This window comes from Pseudomonas sp. R32, assembly GCF_009866705.1.
Classification (GTDB): Bacteria; Pseudomonadota; Gammaproteobacteria; order Pseudomonadales; family Pseudomonadaceae; genus Aquipseudomonas; species Aquipseudomonas donghuensis.
Map to the genome: position 1 here is coordinate 1,315,023 of NZ_CP019396.1, position 16,633 is coordinate 1,331,655.

Here is a 16,633-nt window from a genome sequence, read left to right on the forward strand (position 1 = left end):
CCCAAGCACCGGCAAAGCAGGTAGAATCACGCCCTGACTCAATCAGGGCGTTTTTTTATGCGTATTGGCCACGGCTACGATGTGCACCGTTTCGCGGAAGGCGATTTCATCACCTTGGGTGGGGTGCGCATTGCGCACAAGTTCGGGCTGCTGGCCCATTCCGATGGCGACGTCCTGCTGCACGCCCTGAGCGATGCCCTGCTGGGCGCTGCGGCGCTGGGCGATATCGGCAGGCACTTCCCCGACACCGATCCGCAGTTCAAGGGTGTAGACAGCCGCGTGTTGTTGCGCCATATCGTCAAGATCGTCCAGGCCAAAGGCTGGAAGGTCGGCAATATCGACGCCACCATCGTTGCCCAGGCGCCGAAGATGGCCCCGCATATCGACACCATGCGCCAGTTGATCGCCCAGGACCTGCAGGTCGAGCTGGACCAGGTCAACGTCAAGGCCACCACCACCGAAAAGCTCGGCTTCACCGGGCGTGAGGAAGGCATTGCCGTTCACGCCGTTGCGCTGTTGCTGCCGGCATGACCGAACTCGAACTGCTGGGCCCGCGTGCCGCGGGCGAAGCGCTGGGCAGCGCGATTCTCAAGGCCACCGCCGAAGACTTCCAGGTCGATGAAGTGCTCGACATTCCCCTGAGCGGGGCCGGTGAGCACTTGTGGCTGTGGGTCGAAAAACGCGACCTCAACACCGAAGAGGCTGCCCGCCGTCTGGCCCGCGCCGCGGGTGTGCCGGTACGCAGCATCAGCTATGCCGGCCTCAAGGACCGTCAGGCCCTGACCCGCCAATGGTTCAGCCTGCATTTGCCGGGCAAGGCCGACCCGGACCTGAGCGTCGCTGAAAACGAAACCCTGAGCATCCTCAAGCAAACCCGTCACTCGCGCAAACTGCAGCGGGGCGCGCATTCGGCCAATGGTTTTACCTTGCGCCTGACGGGCCTTAAGGCCGAGCGCGCGGCGCTGGATGCGCGGCTTGAGCAGATCCGCAGCCAGGGCGTGCCGAACTATTTCGGCACCCAGCGTTTCGGTCACGGCGGCGGCAATGTTCACGATGCCTGCGACTGGGCCAGTCGCCAGGCGTTGCCGGAGCAGCGCAACGTCCGCTCGCGGCTGCTCTCCAGCGCCCGCAGTTACCTGTTCAACCAGGTGCTGGCCCAGCGCGTCGCCGACGGCAGCTGGCAGCAGGCGCAGGTCGGTGATCTGCTGGCGTTTACCGACAGCCGCAGCTTTTTTCCGGCAGGCGAGGCCGAATGTTCCGATCCGCGCCTGGCCATTCTCGATCTGCACCCCACTGGCCCGCTATGGGGCGAAGGGCAGTCGGGCGCCACGGGAGCGGCCGGCGCGCTCGAGCAACGCATCGGTGAACAGCACGCTGCCTTGTGCCAATGGCTGGCTCGGGCGGGCATGAGTCACGAACGACGCATTCTGCGACTGCCCATTAGCGGGCTGACGTGGCATTATCCTGAGCCTGATATCCTGCAACTGGAATTCGTCCTTCCGGCCGGATGCTTCGCCACCGTGGTGGTGCGCGAGCTTGTTGATCTGGTGCCGGCAGGGCAGACGGACAGCCCATGCGTATTCTGATTTCGAACGACGACGGGGTTACCGCACCCGGTCTCGCCGCGCTGCATGCTGCGCTGGCGGATTATGCCGAATGTGTGGTGATCGCCCCGGACCAGGACAAAAGCGGCGCCAGCAGTTCGCTGACGCTCGACCGGCCGTTGTGCCCGCAAACCCTGGCCAATGGTTTTATCAGCCTCAACGGCACGCCGACCGATTGCGTCCACCTGGGGCTCAATGGCCTGCTGGAGCACACCCCGGACATGGTGGTTTCAGGTATCAACCTGGGCGCCAACCTGGGCGATGATGTGCTGTATTCCGGCACGGTGGCTGCGGCGCTGGAAGGGCGCTTTCTGGGTGGTACCTCGTTTGCCTTCTCGTTGCTCTCGCGCTTGCCCGACAACCTGCCGACAGCCGCCTATTTCGCGCGTAAACTGGTTGAGGCCCACGCCAGTCTCGAACTGCCGCCGCGTACGGTGCTCAACGTCAACATCCCCAACCTGCCGCTGGAGCACATCCGTGGTATCCAGTTGACCCGCCTGGGCCATCGCGCTCGCGCGGCGGCGCCGACCAAGGTGGTCAACCCGCGGGGCAAGGAAGGTTACTGGATCGCCGTGGCCGGTGATGCCGAAGACGGTGGCCCGGGTACGGATTTTCATGCGGTGATGCAGGGCTATGTCTCGATCACGCCGCTGCAGCTTGACCGGACCTTCAACGATGCCTTCGAGCGCCTCGATGGCTGGCTGGAGGGGCTACTCTGATGCGCGAACAGGATGATCTGATGCGCCATGGTATCGGTTTTACCTCTGAGCGAACCCGTGAACGGCTGATCAAGCGCCTGATCGAGGAGGGGGTATCCAACCCCAAGGTGATCGACGTGCTGCGCCGTACGCCGCGGCACTTGTTTGTCGATGAGGCCCTGGCCCACCGCGCCTACGAAGACACGGCCCTGCCGATCGGCAACAACCAGACCATTTCGCAGCCGTTCATGGTTGCGCACATGAGCGAGCTGCTGCTCGAAGCCGGCCCGCTCGACAAGGTGCTGGAGATCGGTACCGGCTCGGGATACCAGACCGCGATACTGGCGCAACTGGTCGAGCGGGTGTTTTCCGTTGAGCGCATCAAGGTGTTGCAGGATCGCGCCAAGGAGCGCCTGATCGAGCTGAACCTGCGCAACGTGGTGTTTCGTTGGGGCGATGGCTGCGAAGGCTGGCCGGCGCTGGCACCGTACAATGGCATCATCGTTACTGCCGTGGCGCCAGAAGTGCCACAGGCCTTGCTCGACCAGCTCGCCCCGGGCGGGCGCATGGTCATTCCAGTGGGGCCGGCCGGCGAAACCCAGCACTTGATGCTGATTGTGCGCGAAGAGCACGGCTTCTCGCGGCGGGTACTGGGAGCCGTGCGTTTTGTGCCGTTGCTCACCGGGCCACTGGCCTGACCGGGCTTTTTTTTCGCCTGGGCGAATTTCGGCGGCATTGCCCTGTCTATCTGGCGGGCTACCATAGTCTGTTGCAGATCACCTTTGGCAATTGCCTGACGTCCGCATGGCGGTGCGCTCGGGTATAATTGCAACAATATTGCATTTTTTTCATCGGTCACCATTAGAGGGAGCGGCGGGTGGGTCACACAATCATTCGGCAGCGCAGGGATCCATCACGCTTCAAGCTTCTGCTGATTGCACTGGCCGTGGGTACGCTGGTGACGGGGTGCTCCAGCACGTCTTCCAACAGTGTCCGGGTGGTCGATCGCAACAACGCTGCCCCTAAGCGCCCTGTGGTCACCACCGGCCAGTACGTGGTGCGTCCCGGCGACACCCTGTTCTCCATTGCCTTTCGCTATGGTTGGGACTACAAGGCCCTGGCTGCACGCAATGGCATCACCCCGCCCTACACCATTCGCCCGGGACAGGCGATCCGTTTCGACGGCCGCTCCAGTGGCCCGGCGCCGGTAGCGGGCAGCACGGTGGTTGCCAGCACGCCGTCGTCCTCAATCAAGACCACTATCATCAAGCGACCGCTCGATAGCACTGGCAAGCCGATAGCGGCCCCTGCCACCACCGCGCCTGCCACCACAACGCCTGCAACCACGCCAACCACCCCGTCCGTTGCTCCGGTGGTGGCTACCACTGCGCCTGCGCAAGTCCCTCCTGCAGGGCGCTCGACGGCCGGTTGGGCCTGGCCGGCCAACGGTGTATTGATTGGGAAATTTGCTTCAAACGGTAGTTTGAATAAAGGCGTTGATATCGCCGGTGATTTGGGACAGCCTGTTTTTGCTGCATCTGATGGTTCGGTTGTCTACGCCGGGAGTGGCTTGCGGGGCTACGGCGAGTTGGTAATCATCAAGCACAACGATACCTACGTCAGTGCCTACGGCCACAACCGCAGGCTTTTGGTTCGGGAGGGACAGCAGGTCAAGGTAGGGCAGACAATTGCCGAAATGGGGTCCACGGGTACAGACCGGGTGAAGCTTCATTTTGAAATTCGCCGCCAGGGCAAACCTGTCGATCCACTGCAATTCCTGCCACGTCGTTGATTGCTAGGCCCAGCCTGTTCCTCGCGTAGAGGGGACGGGCTCCAGCGCTGCCAAGGATTAAGGCGTCGCTTGAGTCTGAGTTCGAACTCAGCAAAGGACTATAACAATGGCTCTCAGTAAAGAAGTGCCGGAGTTTGACATCGACGATGAGGTTCTCCTGATGGAGACCGGCATTGTTTTGGAAACGGATGTGATGTCAGACGAACCTGCTGTACCTACGGTTCGGACCAAGGCTAAACAGAGCTCTACGCTCAAACAGCACAAGTACATCGACTACACTCGGGCACTTGATGCGACCCAGCTTTACCTCAACGAAATCGGTTTTTCACCACTGCTCTCGCCGGAAGAAGAAGTGCACTTTGCGCGCCTGTCGCAACGTGGCGACCCGGCCGGGCGCAAGCGCATGATCGAAAGCAACCTGCGCCTGGTGGTAAAAATCGCCCGGCGTTATGTCAACCGGGGGCTTTCGCTGCTCGACCTGATCGAGGAGGGCAACCTCGGCCTGATCCGTGCGGTCGAGAAGTTCGATCCGGAACGTGGTTTCCGCTTTTCTACCTACGCCACCTGGTGGATCCGGCAGACCATTGAGCGGGCGATCATGAACCAGACCCGTACCATTCGCTTGCCCATTCATGTGGTCAAGGAGCTCAACGTCTACCTGCGCGCCGCCCGCGAACTGACCCAGAAGCTCGATCACGAACCGTCCCCGGAAGAAATTGCCAGCCTGCTGGAAAAACCGGTCGGTGAGGTCAAGCGCATGCTTGGGCTCAACGAACGGGTCTCGTCGGTGGACGTATCCCTGGGGCCTGATTCGGACAAGACCCTGCTCGATACCCTCACCGACGACCGTCCAACCGATCCGTGCGAACTGCTTCAGGATGACGATCTGTCCCAGAGCATCGACCAGTGGCTGAGCGAGCTGACCGACAAGCAGCGTGAGGTGGTCATTCGCCGCTTTGGCCTGCGCGGTCACGAAAGCAGCACGCTGGAGGATGTTGGCCTGGAGATTGGTCTGACGCGGGAGCGCGTACGGCAGATTCAGGTAGAAGGGCTCAAGCGCCTGCGTGAGATCCTCGAGAAGAATGGGTTGTCCAGCGAGTCGCTTTTCCAGTAAAAAGCCGCGATATCGCAGTGAAGAACGCCCCGACCTTTCGGGGCGTTTTTGCATCTGGCTCAAGCGGAATACCTGAGAATGGTTTCCCGATGACGTTCTTGAAACATCAGGGTTTGGACGAGGTCCGACGGCGATGTTGGTACTGTTCTAGTTCGTGTAAGTCATCGCTTACCCGTGATGTAAGCCATAGCTGTACGCTGTAGTAAATCGTTGTCGTTTTCAGTGTGCGCTTTTGTTTAACTTATTGATATATAACGATTATTTTGTTTGTGACAGTATGGTTACCGCAGCTTTTTGAGAGCTTTATGCGGTTGTCGTAAATCTTGGACGCGTTAGTATTTGTCCTGTGTCTACGGACTGACACAGGCTTTCAAGGATGAGGGCCAAGGACATCGCAGGATGCGATTCATCAGGATGATGAAAGGGAACAAAGGGACTACGGAAAAAATGTGGGCGGGTTAAACCGCCCCTTTTTTTTGCCCGCAACAAACATGAAAAAAGGCCCTTGAAGGGCCTTTTTTGTTGATCCTTGCGCTTAGCGCTCCAGATCGGCGATCTTGCCTGGCTTGCCATCCCACTCTGCGGCATCTGGCAACGAATCTTTCTTTTCAGTGATGTTCGGCCAGATTTCCGCCAGTTCAGCATTGAGCTCGATGAAGTTTTCCATGCCCGCAGGCACTTCGTCTTCCGAGAAAATGGCGACGGCGGGGCATTCAGGCTCGCACAGTGCACAGTCGATGCACTCGTCCGGGTGAATGACCAGGAAGTTCGGGCCTTCGTAGAAGCAGTCCACCGGACAGACTTCTACGCAGTCGGTGTACTTGCACTTGATGCAGTTGTCGGTGACGACGAAGGTCATTTCTAATTCTCTCCTCAGGCGACGGCAGCGGTGCCCTTCCAGACAGGGCCGCTCGGTTTGGTTGTTCGGCTGCAGGCCAGGCTAGTAACCTGCGGCGCCACCAAACCGCGCGGGATTCTATCAGCTTGTGCGGGCGCGCGTTATAACAGAGTCTTCAGTGTATAGAGCATTTCGATAGCATGACGCGGCGTCATGTTGTCCAGGTCCAGCTTTCCGAGCTTCTCGATGGCCGGATGCGGGAGGCTGGCAAACAGGTCGCTCTGGTGCGGAACGGCTGGCGCACCTTGCTGCAAGGCGGGTGTTTCGTGGGGCAGGCTGGCGGTTTCCAGCCGGCCGAGATGTTCGCGAGCACGCTGGATCACCGGCGACGGTACACCGGCAAGCTGCGCCACGGCCAGGCCGTAGCTCTGGCTGGCAGGGCCTGGCAGCACGTGGTGCAGGAACACGATGCGCTCGTTGTGCTCGGTGGCATTCAGGTGCACGTTGGCCACCAGCGGTTCGCTCTCCGGCAGTACCGTCAGCTCGAAGTAGTGGGTGGCGAACAGGGTATAGGCACGCAGCTGCGCCAGGCGCTCGGCGGCGGCCCAGGCCAGCGACAGGCCATCGAAGGTACTGGTGCCGCGGCCGACTTCGTCCATCAGCACCAGGCTGCGCTCGGTGGCGTTGTGCAGGATGTTGGCGGTTTCGCTCATCTCGACCATGAAGGTCGAACGGCCACCGGCCAGGTCGTCGCTGGAGCCGATGCGGGTGAAGATGCGGTCGACCAGCGACAGCTCGCAGGCGGCGGCCGGGACGAAGCTGCCGATATGCGCCATCAGCACGATCAGCGCGGTCTGGCGCATGTAGGTGGATTTACCGCCCATGTTCGGGCCGGTGATCACCAGCATCCGGGTGTTGTCATCCAGCGCCAGGTCGTTGGCCACGAACGGCGTGGTCAGCACTTGCTCGACCACCGGGTGACGACCTTGGCTGATGCGCATGCACGGCTCGTCGACGAAGCTTGGGCAGTTCAGGTCCAGGTTCAGCGCGCGCTCGGCAAGGTTGCTCAGTACGTCGAGCTCGGCCAGGGCTGCAGCGGTGTCCTGCAAGGGGGCCAGGTGGCCGATCAGGTTTTCCAGCAGCGCGTCGTAGAGCATCTTCTCGCGGGCAAGCGCGCGACTTTTGGCCGACAATGCCTTGTCTTCGAAGGTTTTCAGCTCTGGAGTGATGAAGCGCTCCGCGCCCTTGAGGGTCTGGCGGCGGATATAGTCGGCTGGCGCCTGCTCGGCCTGTTTGCTCGGCAGCTCGATGAAATAGCCGTGCACGCGGTTGTAGCCGACCTTGAGGTTGGCCAGGCCCGTGCGGGCTTTTTCACGCGCTTCCAGGTCGATCAGGAACTGCCCGGCGTTCTCGCTCATGGCCAGCAGTTCGTCCAGCTCGCTGTCGTAGCCGGTCTTGAGCACGCCGCCGTCGCGGATGACCGCCGGCGGGTTGTCGATGATGGCTTTTGCCAGCAGGTCGGCCAGCTCCGGGTAGGTGCCGGCGATGGCTGCCAGGCGCGCCAGGTGGGGCGCCTCAAGCTCGGCCATGGCGCTCTGCAGCTCGGGCAGGGCGCCGAGGGCATCGCGCAGGCGCGCCAGGTCCCGTGGACGGGCATTGCGCAGGCCGATGCGGGCGAGGATACGCTCGATGTCGCCGATTTCCTTGAGCTGCGGTTGCAGCTTCTCGAAGCGATAGCCGTCGAGCAGGCAACGAATCGAGCCCTGACGCGCCTGCAGCACTTTCAGGTCGCGCAACGGGCGGTTCAGCCAGCGGGTCAGCAAACGGCTGCCCATGGCGGTCTGGCAGCGGTCGATCACCGACTGCAGGGTGTTGTCGCGGCCACCGGCCAGGTTCACATCCAGCTCGAGGTTGCGCCGGCTGGCGCCGTCGAGCACCACGGTATCGTCCAGACGTTCATGCTTGAGGCTGCGCAGGTGCGGCAGGGCGGTGCGCTGGGTTTCCTTGGCGTAGCCGAGCAGGCAGCCGGCGGCGCCGATGGCCAGGGTCAGTTTCTCGCAGCCAAAACCCTTGAGGTCCTGGGTGGCGAACTGTTGGCAAAGGCTTTTGCGTGCCGAATCGCGATCGAAATCCCAGGGCGCACGACGGCGCGCGCCGCGACGTTTTTCCGCTGGCAGGCCCTGGGGCCAATCATCGGGGATCAGCAACTCGACCGGGTTGATGCGTTCGAGCTCAGCCAGCAGGTTTTCCCAGCCCTTGATCTCGAGCACGCTGAAGTTGCCGCTGGTAATGTCCAGCACGGCCAGGCCGAACAGGCGCTCGTCACCCAGCACGGCGGCGATCAGGTTGTCGCGACGCTCGTCGAGCAGGGCTTCGTCACTGACTGTGCCGGGGGTGATGATCCGCACCACCTGGCGCTCCACCGGGCCCTTGCTGGTGGCCGGGTCGCCGATCTGCTCGCAGATCACCACCGACTCGCCCAGCTTCACCAGCTTGGCCAGGTAGCCCTCGGCCGCATGGAAGGGGATACCGCACATGGGGATCGACTGGCCCGCCGACTGGCCGCGGGCGGTCAGGGTGATGTCCAGGAGTTTGGCGGCCTTCTTCGCGTCTTCGTAGAAGATCTCGTAGAAATCGCCCATGCGGTAGAACATCAGCTGGTCCGGGTGCTGGTTTTTCAGCTTCCAGTACTGCTGCATCATCGGGGTGTGTGCGGAAAGATCGCTCATTGCAAAAACTTGGCTCGCAGTGTCGTTGTAGACCAAAGGCAAGCGGGCAATGGTACAGGGATTTTGCCTGGGCTGCCGAGGGCAAACGGGCGGGCGCGACCATTTGTCCGTGCATATCCATGCATAACGGTGTTTGCATTCTATTTAAGTCCCCGGCATTATGCATTTTATGCAAAAACGCAACGTAGCATCCGTCCTCAGAGCACTGCTCGATCGCCACGGTCTCTCCCCCACGGAGCTGCACCGGCGTACCGGCGTGCCGCAATCCACCCTGTCGCGCATTCTCAGCGAGAAGATCGTCGATCCGTCCGATAAGCATGTGTCGAAGATTGCTGAATATTTCGGCGTCAGCACTGATCAGCTACGCGGTCGCGTCGAGCTCGGTGAAAGCCGCGAAGCCGCGCCCGCGCGCAGCCACGCCGAGTTGCGCGACATCAGCCTGTGGGATGACGACACCCCCGTCGAGGACGACGAGGTGTCCATTCCGTTTCTTCGCGAGGTCGAGTTGGCAGCAGGATCAGGAAGATTCGTCATCGAAGAAAGCGAGAAGGCCAGCCTGCGTTTTGGCAAGCGCAGCCTGCGCCACAATGGCGTGCAGTTCGACCAGGCCAAGTGCGTGACGGTACGCGGCAATAGCATGTTGCCGGTACTGCGTGACGGTGCCACGGTCGGCGTCAACGCCGGCAAGAGCGGCATTGGCGACATCGTCGACGGTGACCTGTACGCCATCAACCACAATGGCCAGCTGCGGGTTAAGCAGCTCTATCGCCTGCCTACCGGCATTCGCCTGCGCAGCTTCAACCGCGACGAACACCCGGATGAAGACTACAGCTTCCAGCAGATGCAGGAAGAACAGATCAGCATCCTCGGCCATGTGTTCTGGTGGGGCATGTACGCGCGCTGAGTAGTCCGTGCCTTCTGAAAACCCGCTTCGGCGGGTTTTTTTTCGCCTTCAGAAAACCTCACCAACCCAGGCAGATCAAGGCTTACATGCGTAGGTGCATTTTCCTATGCATAGATATTTCCACAAATGCATTGACTGCATATGCATCAATGCATAATCTTTGTCTCAAGCCGGTCGACACCGGTAGTGACAAAGGCAGCGATGAACAGGCCTGAACTGTTCAGAGGGTTGGCAACTGGCCCAGGTGTGCAGCGTAAAGCACCAGAAGCAGTTATCCGGCGGGCAGGTGGCCGCGGCCGGAGGAACAATTTGAAGCGGAGTCGCCCAGCGCACCAGTCGTGGCGGGCGGTTCGACAACGCATTACTGAAAAGCCTGGGGAGGCCGGGCTTTTTGGAATGCCGAGTTGAAAATAGTTCACCAGCGGTGGACGTCAGTGAGCGTGGTTTAGCCAATGCGGGGGATCAAATGAACTTTGAGACTATCAATGTGGGTGTCGCACCCACGGGCACCGGAGGGGACACTGTTCGATCCGGCTTTGAAAAGCACAATCGTAATTTCCAGCAATTGAACAGCTCGCTTAAGGACCGGGCATTTCAGGCAGATGGTTCCCTGCTACAGGGCTACTTGTCACGTGAAGTAGCCCAGGTTGGCCTAGGGTATGTCACTTCTTTCACCATCAAGACCAAAATTCCAGCCGGTGAGGCCAGTGCGCCGCTGCTCAAACTTCAGGGCTGTGCGTCAGGGTACACATCGCCGGTCACCATAGATCTGAGTTGGTACTTCTACCAGGGGGTGGTCAATTCCGGATTTGCCCTGGTAAATGCTACGTCGCCCTCACTGGCGACCTTGGGTTACTTTCCTGGCAGTTCGATGCAGATCATCGTCTATGCCGAAAATGGCCTGACCAATCTGTATATCAAGTTTCCGCTCAAGGTTTACTTGCCCAGGTTTGCGTTGAGCGTCATCGATACCGGCAACCTGAACATGCCGCTAGGTGAAGAAAAGGGCTGGACGATTACTGGTGATCTTCCAGCGCCTGCCAGCGGACTGGTCCAGTCCCCTCTGACCATTATCAATACTCTCAATACATCAAACTGCAAGGTCGGAAACGACGGCACGATCAAGGTGGCCTGAATGCGCGCAATCATTACCCTTCTCAACGACGGTACGGTCCACGACGTGACACCGGCAGGCGCCGCGCTGACGTGCGAACTCATCTCTACCGGTGTGTTCAAGGTGATGGGCAGTCAGGGGCTGGTGCCTTTTCCGCCTCATGGTGTTGGTTGGGGGTATTCCCTGAGCCAAATGGACGCCAAAGCAGATGTAGAGGTGACCTTTGACCATGCTTCAGGCGAATTGCATGTCAACCTGACCAAGGACGGTCAACCCTATCAGATGATCAGCACCTTGATGCTTCACGTCATGGCCCCGGACTTGCCGGAGTTGCCCGTGCCGCCTGCGCTCGCGGACTGATCTTCAACCATGTGTGCACGAGACTTCGTCAAAGGAGACAGGACAGTGACAAACGAGCAACAGACGTTGCTGGAAATGCCGATCTGGCTGGTAATCATCCTGGCGCTGCTGGGCGGGGTCTCTGGCGAGATGTGGAGGGCGGACAAGGCCGGAGCCCGAGGCTGGGCACTGTTCAGACGATTGCTGTTGCGCTCCGGCGCTTGCATGGTCTGCGGCGTATCGACGGTGATGCTGTTGTATGCCAGTGGTATGTCGATCTGGAGTGCCAGCGCTTTTGGCTGCCTGACTGCCATGGCCGGCGCTGATGTGGCCATTGGCCTGTATGAGCGCTGGGCAGCAAAACGATTAGGGGTAGGGGAGTCTGCTCATGATCCGCGACAGGATAGTAACCGTTGAAAAAGGAGCATTCCATTGAGCGAGCAACAGATGGCCGATCTGCTGACGGCTTTGCAACAACAGACTTCGGTCATGACCTTGATGAGCCAGACCATGGAGCGTCTGGCGCTGAGCAGCGAACAGTTGGTCACCCATTTCAAGAGTCTTGAACCGGACCCATCGGCACCGCTGTATCTGGATGGTACGTCGGCGGCTTGAATACGCTAGCACCCAACCTGCGTTAAACCTCTGACCCGTTTCGACGGGTTTTTTTATGTTCAAGGAGAACACTGTATGTCGATTCTTACTCAAGGCACTCAAATCTATGCGCTGGTTCCACCGGTAACCGGCACTGGGCCCGCCACCGTACTCGAGATCGAGCACGTCACGTCCTTCGAACCGGGCGGCGCCCCTGCCGAGCAAATCGAAGACACCAGTCTCGATGCCGAGGAGCGCAGCTACAAGAAAGGCCTGCGTACCCCGGGTACTGCGACCCTGGGGCTCAATGCCGATCCAACCAATGCCAGCCATATTCGTTTGCACCAACTCTCCGAAGCCAAAGGGGATACGGCTATCAAGTGGGTGGTTGGTTGGTCGGATGGCAAGGACATCGTTCCCACCGTCAACAGCAAAGGGGACGCTTTCGAACTGCCTGCCACCCGTACGTGGTTCGCCTTCGATGGCTACGTATCGGACTTCCCGTTCAATTTCGCTCTGAATACCGTCGTGACCACCTCGGTGACCATCCAGCGGACCGGCGGCTCGAGCTGGGTGAAGAAGGCTTGAAGGAGCATCCATGAATCTCAATCAACTCAAGGCTGTGGGTGGCATTGTCGATAGCCAGCGCGTGCGTAAGCAGATCAGTTGGCATCGGCACGACGATCTTAGTGGTGAGGAAACCACTGAGATCCTAACCTTGCATGTGCGTCGTCATTCATTCGGAGTAATTGAACGGCTTTTTGCCGTAGACGATCCGATCCAGAGTCGAAACGCACGCTATATCGCCGCCTCGGTCGGTTTGGGCGAAGAAGGTGAAGAGGCCATGTCCTATGACGACGCCTTCAATCTCGAGCCGGCCCTGGGTTTTCTGATCCTCAATGCCATCAATGAAGTCAACGGCACAGGTAACACCCCCGCAAAGCGCTGACGGCCGCCGATGAATTCTGGCATGAGCTGGTGCTTAACGGTGTTGGCGGCCGCACCATCCGTGAAGCCAAGGAACGGCTGAGCTATCAGGAAGCGCAAGCCTGGGGGCTGTACATCCAGCGTTATGGCTCCCTGCACGGTGGTCGTCGTCTGGAAGCCTGCAGTGCCATGCTGGCCCTGCAGCTACACCGTCAGAGTGGAGGCACCGCCGAGTTGATCGACTTCATGCCACATGAGCGACGCCTGGGCGTGTCGCTCGAGCAGGCAATGAGTGAGTGGCACTGATGTCGGTGCCGCCTTTAATCCACGAAACCCGCTACGGCGGGTTTTTTTATGAGGAGTAGGGCTATGGCAAATGCATACGCTTCAAGCCCGACATTCGACTTCACCAGCCTAGAGCAGATGCTGGCCAAGGCATCTCGAATCAGCGACAAGAATTTGCGAGAAATGCAACGACGGGTCGAAGCATTCGGACAGCGGTACCTGCAAACCTCCACAGCTCTGGCGCAGTCCACCTTGCAGGTATCGACCGATGCTTTCGCGCGCTTTGACCAGGCCGACCAGACGAGCGGCTTGATGCCCTGGCCAGATAATGGTGTGCCGATGGCGCAAGGTGCGGGTGATAGTAGCAAGACCCAGGCATCTAGCACGGTTTTCGGGCAGTGGATGCAAGGCGCGGATCAAGCCTGGGATGATTACCAGACCAAGGCCGGCGATGTGGCTACACAAACCAGGAAAGTGTTCGAAGACGCGTTTGCAAGCATGAACAAGTCTGTCGGTGAGTTTGCCTTGGGTGGCAGCTTGTCGTTTTCTTCATTTGCCAAGTCGGTAATGGCTGACATGGCCAAGATGGCAGCGCAAACCGCGATGTCCAAAGGTTTGAGCATGTTGCTCGGGTTTGCCGGAACGGCGATTTCCAGTTTCTTCAAAGGGCCGGCCCCCACAGCAGGAAGTGGGGACAAATCATTCTTCCAGCTAAATAGCACCGGGCTGAAGTATGGGCAACCCGTTACAACCGCAATGGCAGAGGGTGGCGTGTTTACCAATAGCGTTGCTACCGGACCGACGCTGGCGCCCATGGCCCTGTTTGGTGAGGCCGGACCGGAAGCGGTGATGCCGCTCAGACGAGGGGCAGATGGCAGCCTTGGTGTACGGGCAATCGGCACTGGTGGCACCAGCAGCAGTACTGAAGTGGTAATTCAGCAAACCATCAATGTTCCGCAGAACCAGCCTTCGGCTGGTGCTGGTGAAATGAATAGCCAGCGGCTGGCCAACGCCTACGCCAGTGCTGCGCGCCAGGGCGCTGCTGAGCAGATCGGTAGAGAACTGATGCCCGGCGGGCAGATCTGGGCCGCGATCCATGGCCGATAGATAGGAGAAAACACAGCAATGGAAACCTTTAGCTGGAGCCCGAAGACCGAGCCTACTGGCAATGTCGAATATCGCGTACGTACGTCGCAATTTGGTGATGGTTATCAGCAAGTGGTAGGGGATGGCCTCAACAGCAAGCGGCAGTCCTGGCCCCTTTCCTTCGTTGGCGATGAGCAACGAATCAAGGCTATTGTCGAGTTTCTCGATCGTCATGCCGGAGCGCGTTCATTCTACTGGACTGCACCTTTGGGGGAAAAAGGCCTGTATCGCTGCAAAAGCTATCAACCGACGGCGAAGGGCGGCGGATTGTATAGCTTAGCGGCAACCTTCGAACAGAGTTTTCACCCATGAAGGTTTATGAGGGAGTCACATCATGGCATTGACGGGAGACATTCAAAAACTCGAACCCGGTGCCGAGATCACCTTGTTCGAACTGGACGGTAGCGAGTTCGGTGCTAATACCTTGCGATTCCATGGACATGCCATTGCCCATACAACGGCAGAACTGGAATCAGTAGCGGTGGACGACAGTCAATTGCCGGCAAAATCCATCTGGTGGCAAGGGCAGGAATATGCAGCGTGGCCTGTGCAGATCGAGGGTATTGGCGCCAACAGTAATGGTCGAGCAACGCGTCCTACCTTTCGCGCAGGTAACGTCGATGGGCGTATTACAGCCTTGTGCCTGGCTTTCGAGGACTTGCTCAAGTTCAAATTGACTATCCGTCAGACATTGTCGCAATACCTGGATGCGAAGAACTTTGTTGAAGGGAACCTATCTGCCGATCCTACCCAGGAAGTTCTGGAAATCTGGTTTGTCGATCAAAAAACGGGCGAAGACGACGAACAGGTGCAATGGGAGTTGTCATCGCCTGGCGAAATCGATAGCCATGGTCTGCCAGGACGGCAAATGACTGCCTATTGCCACTGGGCAATGACAAATGGCTATCGTGGAGTGGACTGTGGTTATACCGGATTGGCACTGTTCGATGAGGATGATATGCAGGTGTCGGATCCAGCCAAGGATCAGTGCGGTGGTTCGCTTGCGTCCTGCAAAAAACGCTTTGGTGCAAATAATGAGCTGCCTTATGGCGGCTTTCCTGCGGTTTCGCTGATCGCCAGGAACTGAGCCATGGAGGCTTCAGTTTTGAGTGCAGTCATGGACCATGCCGCAGTCGAGTATCCTCATGAATGCTGTGGCCTGGTGATTGGGACAGCCGGTAAACACCACTATGTTCCTTGCCTGAACAGTGCCTGCGAACCCCATGAAGAATTCCGCATCGACCCGCGAGACTATGCGGCGGCGGAAGCGTTGGGCGAGGTACTAGCCATAGTCCATTCGCATCCAGATGCCAGTAGTCGACCTTCAGCGCGCGATCTGGCGATGTGCGAGCTAACAGGAGTGCCCTGGCACATCCTGTCCTGGCCGGAGGGAGATTTGCGAACGATCATGCCCAAGGGCCACACCGCGTTGCTTGGACGGCCCTTTGTCCATGGTGCTTGGGATTGCTGGCAGGTTTGCGCGGATTGGTATGAACGAGAGTGGGGGCTGACTTTCACGCAGTACACGCGAGAGGATGGCTGGTGGGAGCGCCATGACGGCCCCAGCTTGTACGAACAGCACTATAAGGTGGAAGGTTTTGAACGTGTGGACACGCCTCAGCGAGGTGATCTGATCGTCATGGCGGTTGGCCGTACCGCGCACCCGAATCATGCCGGAATCTATCTGGGACATGACCCAACACTACCAGGCGAGTCCTGGATCGCGACGGGAGCCGGGCCTTTTCTGTTGCATCATCTGTATGGCAGGCCTTCGCAAGTCATTGTGTTCGGTGGGCCCTGGCTTAGCCGAACGCGCCTAATTTTGCGCCATTGCAAGGCGCAGTCATGACCCGGATGTCCATTTATTTTTATTCACAGGAGGTTAACCATGTCGGCTGCTGCAGCCCAGTATCACCCGCTTACCACTGTGCGTTTAACCGGACAGTTGCGCCAGTTTGGTCGCAGCTTTCGGCTGGCTGTGCGAACTCCGCGAGAAGCGGTGAGGGCGTTGTGTGTGCAGGTACCAGGCTTTGAGCGATTTTTACTTAACGCCAATGCCCGTGGCCTGGAGTTCGCGGTTTTTCGTGATAAGCGTAATTTGTCCGAGCAGGAAATCGACTATCAGGGGGACGGGGCAATCACTCTGGCCCCCGTGATTGCTGGCAGCAAACGAGCTGGTGCACTGCAAACCATTATTGGTGTGGCGTTGATTGTCGTTGCCAGTGTGGCAACGGGCGGGGCAGGCATGGCGTTTTCCGCCGGCGGCCTGACCGGCGCGGCAGCGAACATGGGCCTTGCTTTCGCGGTTGGTGGCGTGGTGCAGATGCTCAGTCCGCAGGCCAAGGGCCTGACCCTCAGTGCCGGCCCAGAGAATACGCCTGGCTATGCCTTTGGTAGCGCTCGTAACACAACCGCGTCGGGTAATCCTGTGCCGTTGTGCATTGGTAAGCGTCGCTGGGGTGGTGCCGTGATCAGCGCTGCGATATACGCCGAGGACCGGATGTAGAGCGCGCCGAGCTTTCCCATACCGCCTATTGGCGGTTTTTTTA

The 16,633-nt window shown here is 59.3% G+C and carries 21 protein-coding genes; 19 read left to right on the top strand and 2 right to left on the bottom strand.

What is annotated here, in order from left to right; genetic code table 11:
- Positions 1-57: 57 nt before the first annotated feature.
- The 6 genes from ispF (at position 58) to rpoS (ending at position 5,208) form a co-directional block, all read left to right on the top strand.
- On the top strand, positions 58-531 hold the full coding sequence (ispF, locus tag PspR32_RS05965) for a 2-C-methyl-D-erythritol 2,4-cyclodiphosphate synthase (RefSeq protein ID WP_010224812.1): 474 nt from the start codon (positions 58-60) through the stop codon (positions 529-531).
- Entirely contained in the window at positions 528-1,586 is a 1,059-nt protein-coding gene (gene truD, locus PspR32_RS05970) for a tRNA pseudouridine(13) synthase TruD (protein WP_159388198.1), read from the top strand. Before ispF ends, truD begins: the two co-directional genes overlap by 4 nt.
- Positions 1,574-2,323 (top strand): 5'/3'-nucleotidase SurE, encoded by a 750-nt coding sequence (gene surE, locus PspR32_RS05975; protein ID WP_010224810.1) that lies wholly within the window; start codon positions 1,574-1,576, stop codon positions 2,321-2,323. Before truD ends, surE begins: the two co-directional genes overlap by 13 nt.
- Positions 2,323-3,000 carry a protein-L-isoaspartate(D-aspartate) O-methyltransferase gene (locus PspR32_RS05980; protein ID WP_010224809.1) on the top strand — a complete coding sequence of 226 codons (678 nt, stop codon included), beginning with the start codon at positions 2,323-2,325 and terminating at the stop codon, positions 2,998-3,000. The genes surE and PspR32_RS05980 overlap by 1 nt, the downstream gene beginning before the upstream one ends.
- 179 nt (positions 3,001-3,179) lie before the next feature.
- Positions 3,180-4,094 carry a peptidoglycan DD-metalloendopeptidase family protein gene (locus tag PspR32_RS05985; protein WP_010224808.1) on the top strand — a complete coding sequence of 305 codons (915 nt, stop codon included), beginning with the start codon at positions 3,180-3,182 and terminating at the stop codon, positions 4,092-4,094.
- A 106-nt stretch (positions 4,095-4,200) separates the two neighbouring features.
- Positions 4,201-5,208 carry an RNA polymerase sigma factor RpoS gene (rpoS, locus tag PspR32_RS05990; protein ID WP_010224806.1) on the top strand — a complete coding sequence of 336 codons (1,008 nt, stop codon included), beginning with the start codon at positions 4,201-4,203 and terminating at the stop codon, positions 5,206-5,208.
- Positions 5,209-5,743: 535 nt separating this feature from the next.
- Here the strand turns inward: rpoS and fdxA are convergent.
- Both fdxA and mutS read right to left on the bottom strand, forming a co-directional pair.
- The gene (gene fdxA / locus PspR32_RS05995) at positions 5,744-6,067 is read right to left on the bottom strand and encodes a ferredoxin FdxA (protein WP_010224804.1); all 324 of its coding nucleotides are present in this window, start codon (positions 6,065-6,067) and stop codon (positions 5,744-5,746) included.
- Positions 6,068-6,207: 140 nt separating this feature from the next.
- Positions 6,208-8,775, bottom strand: coding sequence for a DNA mismatch repair protein MutS (gene mutS / locus PspR32_RS06000; RefSeq protein WP_010224803.1), 2,568 nt, complete (start codon positions 8,773-8,775; stop codon positions 6,208-6,210).
- A 160-nt stretch (positions 8,776-8,935) separates the two neighbouring features.
- Here mutS and PspR32_RS06005 point away from each other — a divergent pair, with 160 nt between their 5' ends.
- The 13 genes from PspR32_RS06005 (at position 8,936) to PspR32_RS06065 (ending at position 16,590) form a co-directional block, all read left to right on the top strand.
- Positions 8,936-9,679 carry a LexA family transcriptional regulator gene (locus PspR32_RS06005; RefSeq protein WP_026001408.1) on the top strand — a complete coding sequence of 248 codons (744 nt, stop codon included), beginning with the start codon at positions 8,936-8,938 and terminating at the stop codon, positions 9,677-9,679.
- Positions 9,680-10,145: 466 nt separating this feature from the next.
- Positions 10,146-10,814 carry a hypothetical protein gene (locus tag PspR32_RS06010; protein WP_159388199.1) on the top strand — a complete coding sequence of 223 codons (669 nt, stop codon included), beginning with the start codon at positions 10,146-10,148 and terminating at the stop codon, positions 10,812-10,814.
- Entirely contained in the window at positions 10,815-11,153 is a 339-nt protein-coding gene (locus PspR32_RS06015; protein ID WP_159388200.1) for a hypothetical protein, read from the top strand.
- Positions 11,154-11,198: 45 nt separating this feature from the next.
- On the top strand, positions 11,199-11,549 hold the full coding sequence (locus PspR32_RS06020; protein ID WP_159388201.1) for a phage holin family protein: 351 nt from the start codon (positions 11,199-11,201) through the stop codon (positions 11,547-11,549).
- Between the two features lie 15 nt (positions 11,550-11,564).
- On the top strand, positions 11,565-11,747 hold the full coding sequence (locus PspR32_RS06025; RefSeq protein WP_159388202.1) for a hypothetical protein: 183 nt from the start codon (positions 11,565-11,567) through the stop codon (positions 11,745-11,747).
- A 75-nt stretch (positions 11,748-11,822) separates the two neighbouring features.
- Positions 11,823-12,314: a phage tail tube protein gene (locus PspR32_RS06030; protein WP_159388203.1), complete on the top strand. Its 492-nt coding sequence runs from the start codon at positions 11,823-11,825 to the stop codon at positions 12,312-12,314.
- A 10-nt stretch (positions 12,315-12,324) separates the two neighbouring features.
- Positions 12,325-12,675, top strand: coding sequence for a phage tail assembly chaperone family protein, TAC (locus PspR32_RS06035; protein WP_159388204.1), 351 nt, complete (start codon positions 12,325-12,327; stop codon positions 12,673-12,675).
- 29 nt (positions 12,676-12,704) lie between these two features.
- Positions 12,705-12,959 carry a hypothetical protein gene (locus PspR32_RS06040; RefSeq protein ID WP_159388205.1) on the top strand — a complete coding sequence of 85 codons (255 nt, stop codon included), beginning with the start codon at positions 12,705-12,707 and terminating at the stop codon, positions 12,957-12,959.
- Between the two features lie 63 nt (positions 12,960-13,022).
- Entirely contained in the window at positions 13,023-14,045 is a 1,023-nt protein-coding gene (locus PspR32_RS06045) for a phage tail tape measure C-terminal domain-containing protein (protein WP_159388206.1), read from the top strand.
- An 18-nt stretch (positions 14,046-14,063) separates the two neighbouring features.
- Positions 14,064-14,396 carry a phage tail protein gene (locus PspR32_RS06050; RefSeq protein ID WP_159388207.1) on the top strand — a complete coding sequence of 111 codons (333 nt, stop codon included), beginning with the start codon at positions 14,064-14,066 and terminating at the stop codon, positions 14,394-14,396.
- Positions 14,397-14,418: 22 nt separating this feature from the next.
- Positions 14,419-15,171: a phage minor tail protein L gene (locus tag PspR32_RS06055; protein ID WP_159388208.1), complete on the top strand. Its 753-nt coding sequence runs from the start codon at positions 14,419-14,421 to the stop codon at positions 15,169-15,171.
- A gap of 3 nt (positions 15,172-15,174) precedes the next feature.
- The gene (locus PspR32_RS06060; protein ID WP_159388209.1) at positions 15,175-15,933 is read left to right on the top strand and encodes a C40 family peptidase; all 759 of its coding nucleotides are present in this window, start codon (positions 15,175-15,177) and stop codon (positions 15,931-15,933) included.
- Between the two features lie 39 nt (positions 15,934-15,972).
- Positions 15,973-16,590, top strand: a complete 618-nt coding sequence (locus tag PspR32_RS06065; protein ID WP_159388210.1) for a tail assembly protein — start codon at positions 15,973-15,975, stop codon at positions 16,588-16,590.
- Positions 16,591-16,633: the final 43 nt, after the last annotated feature.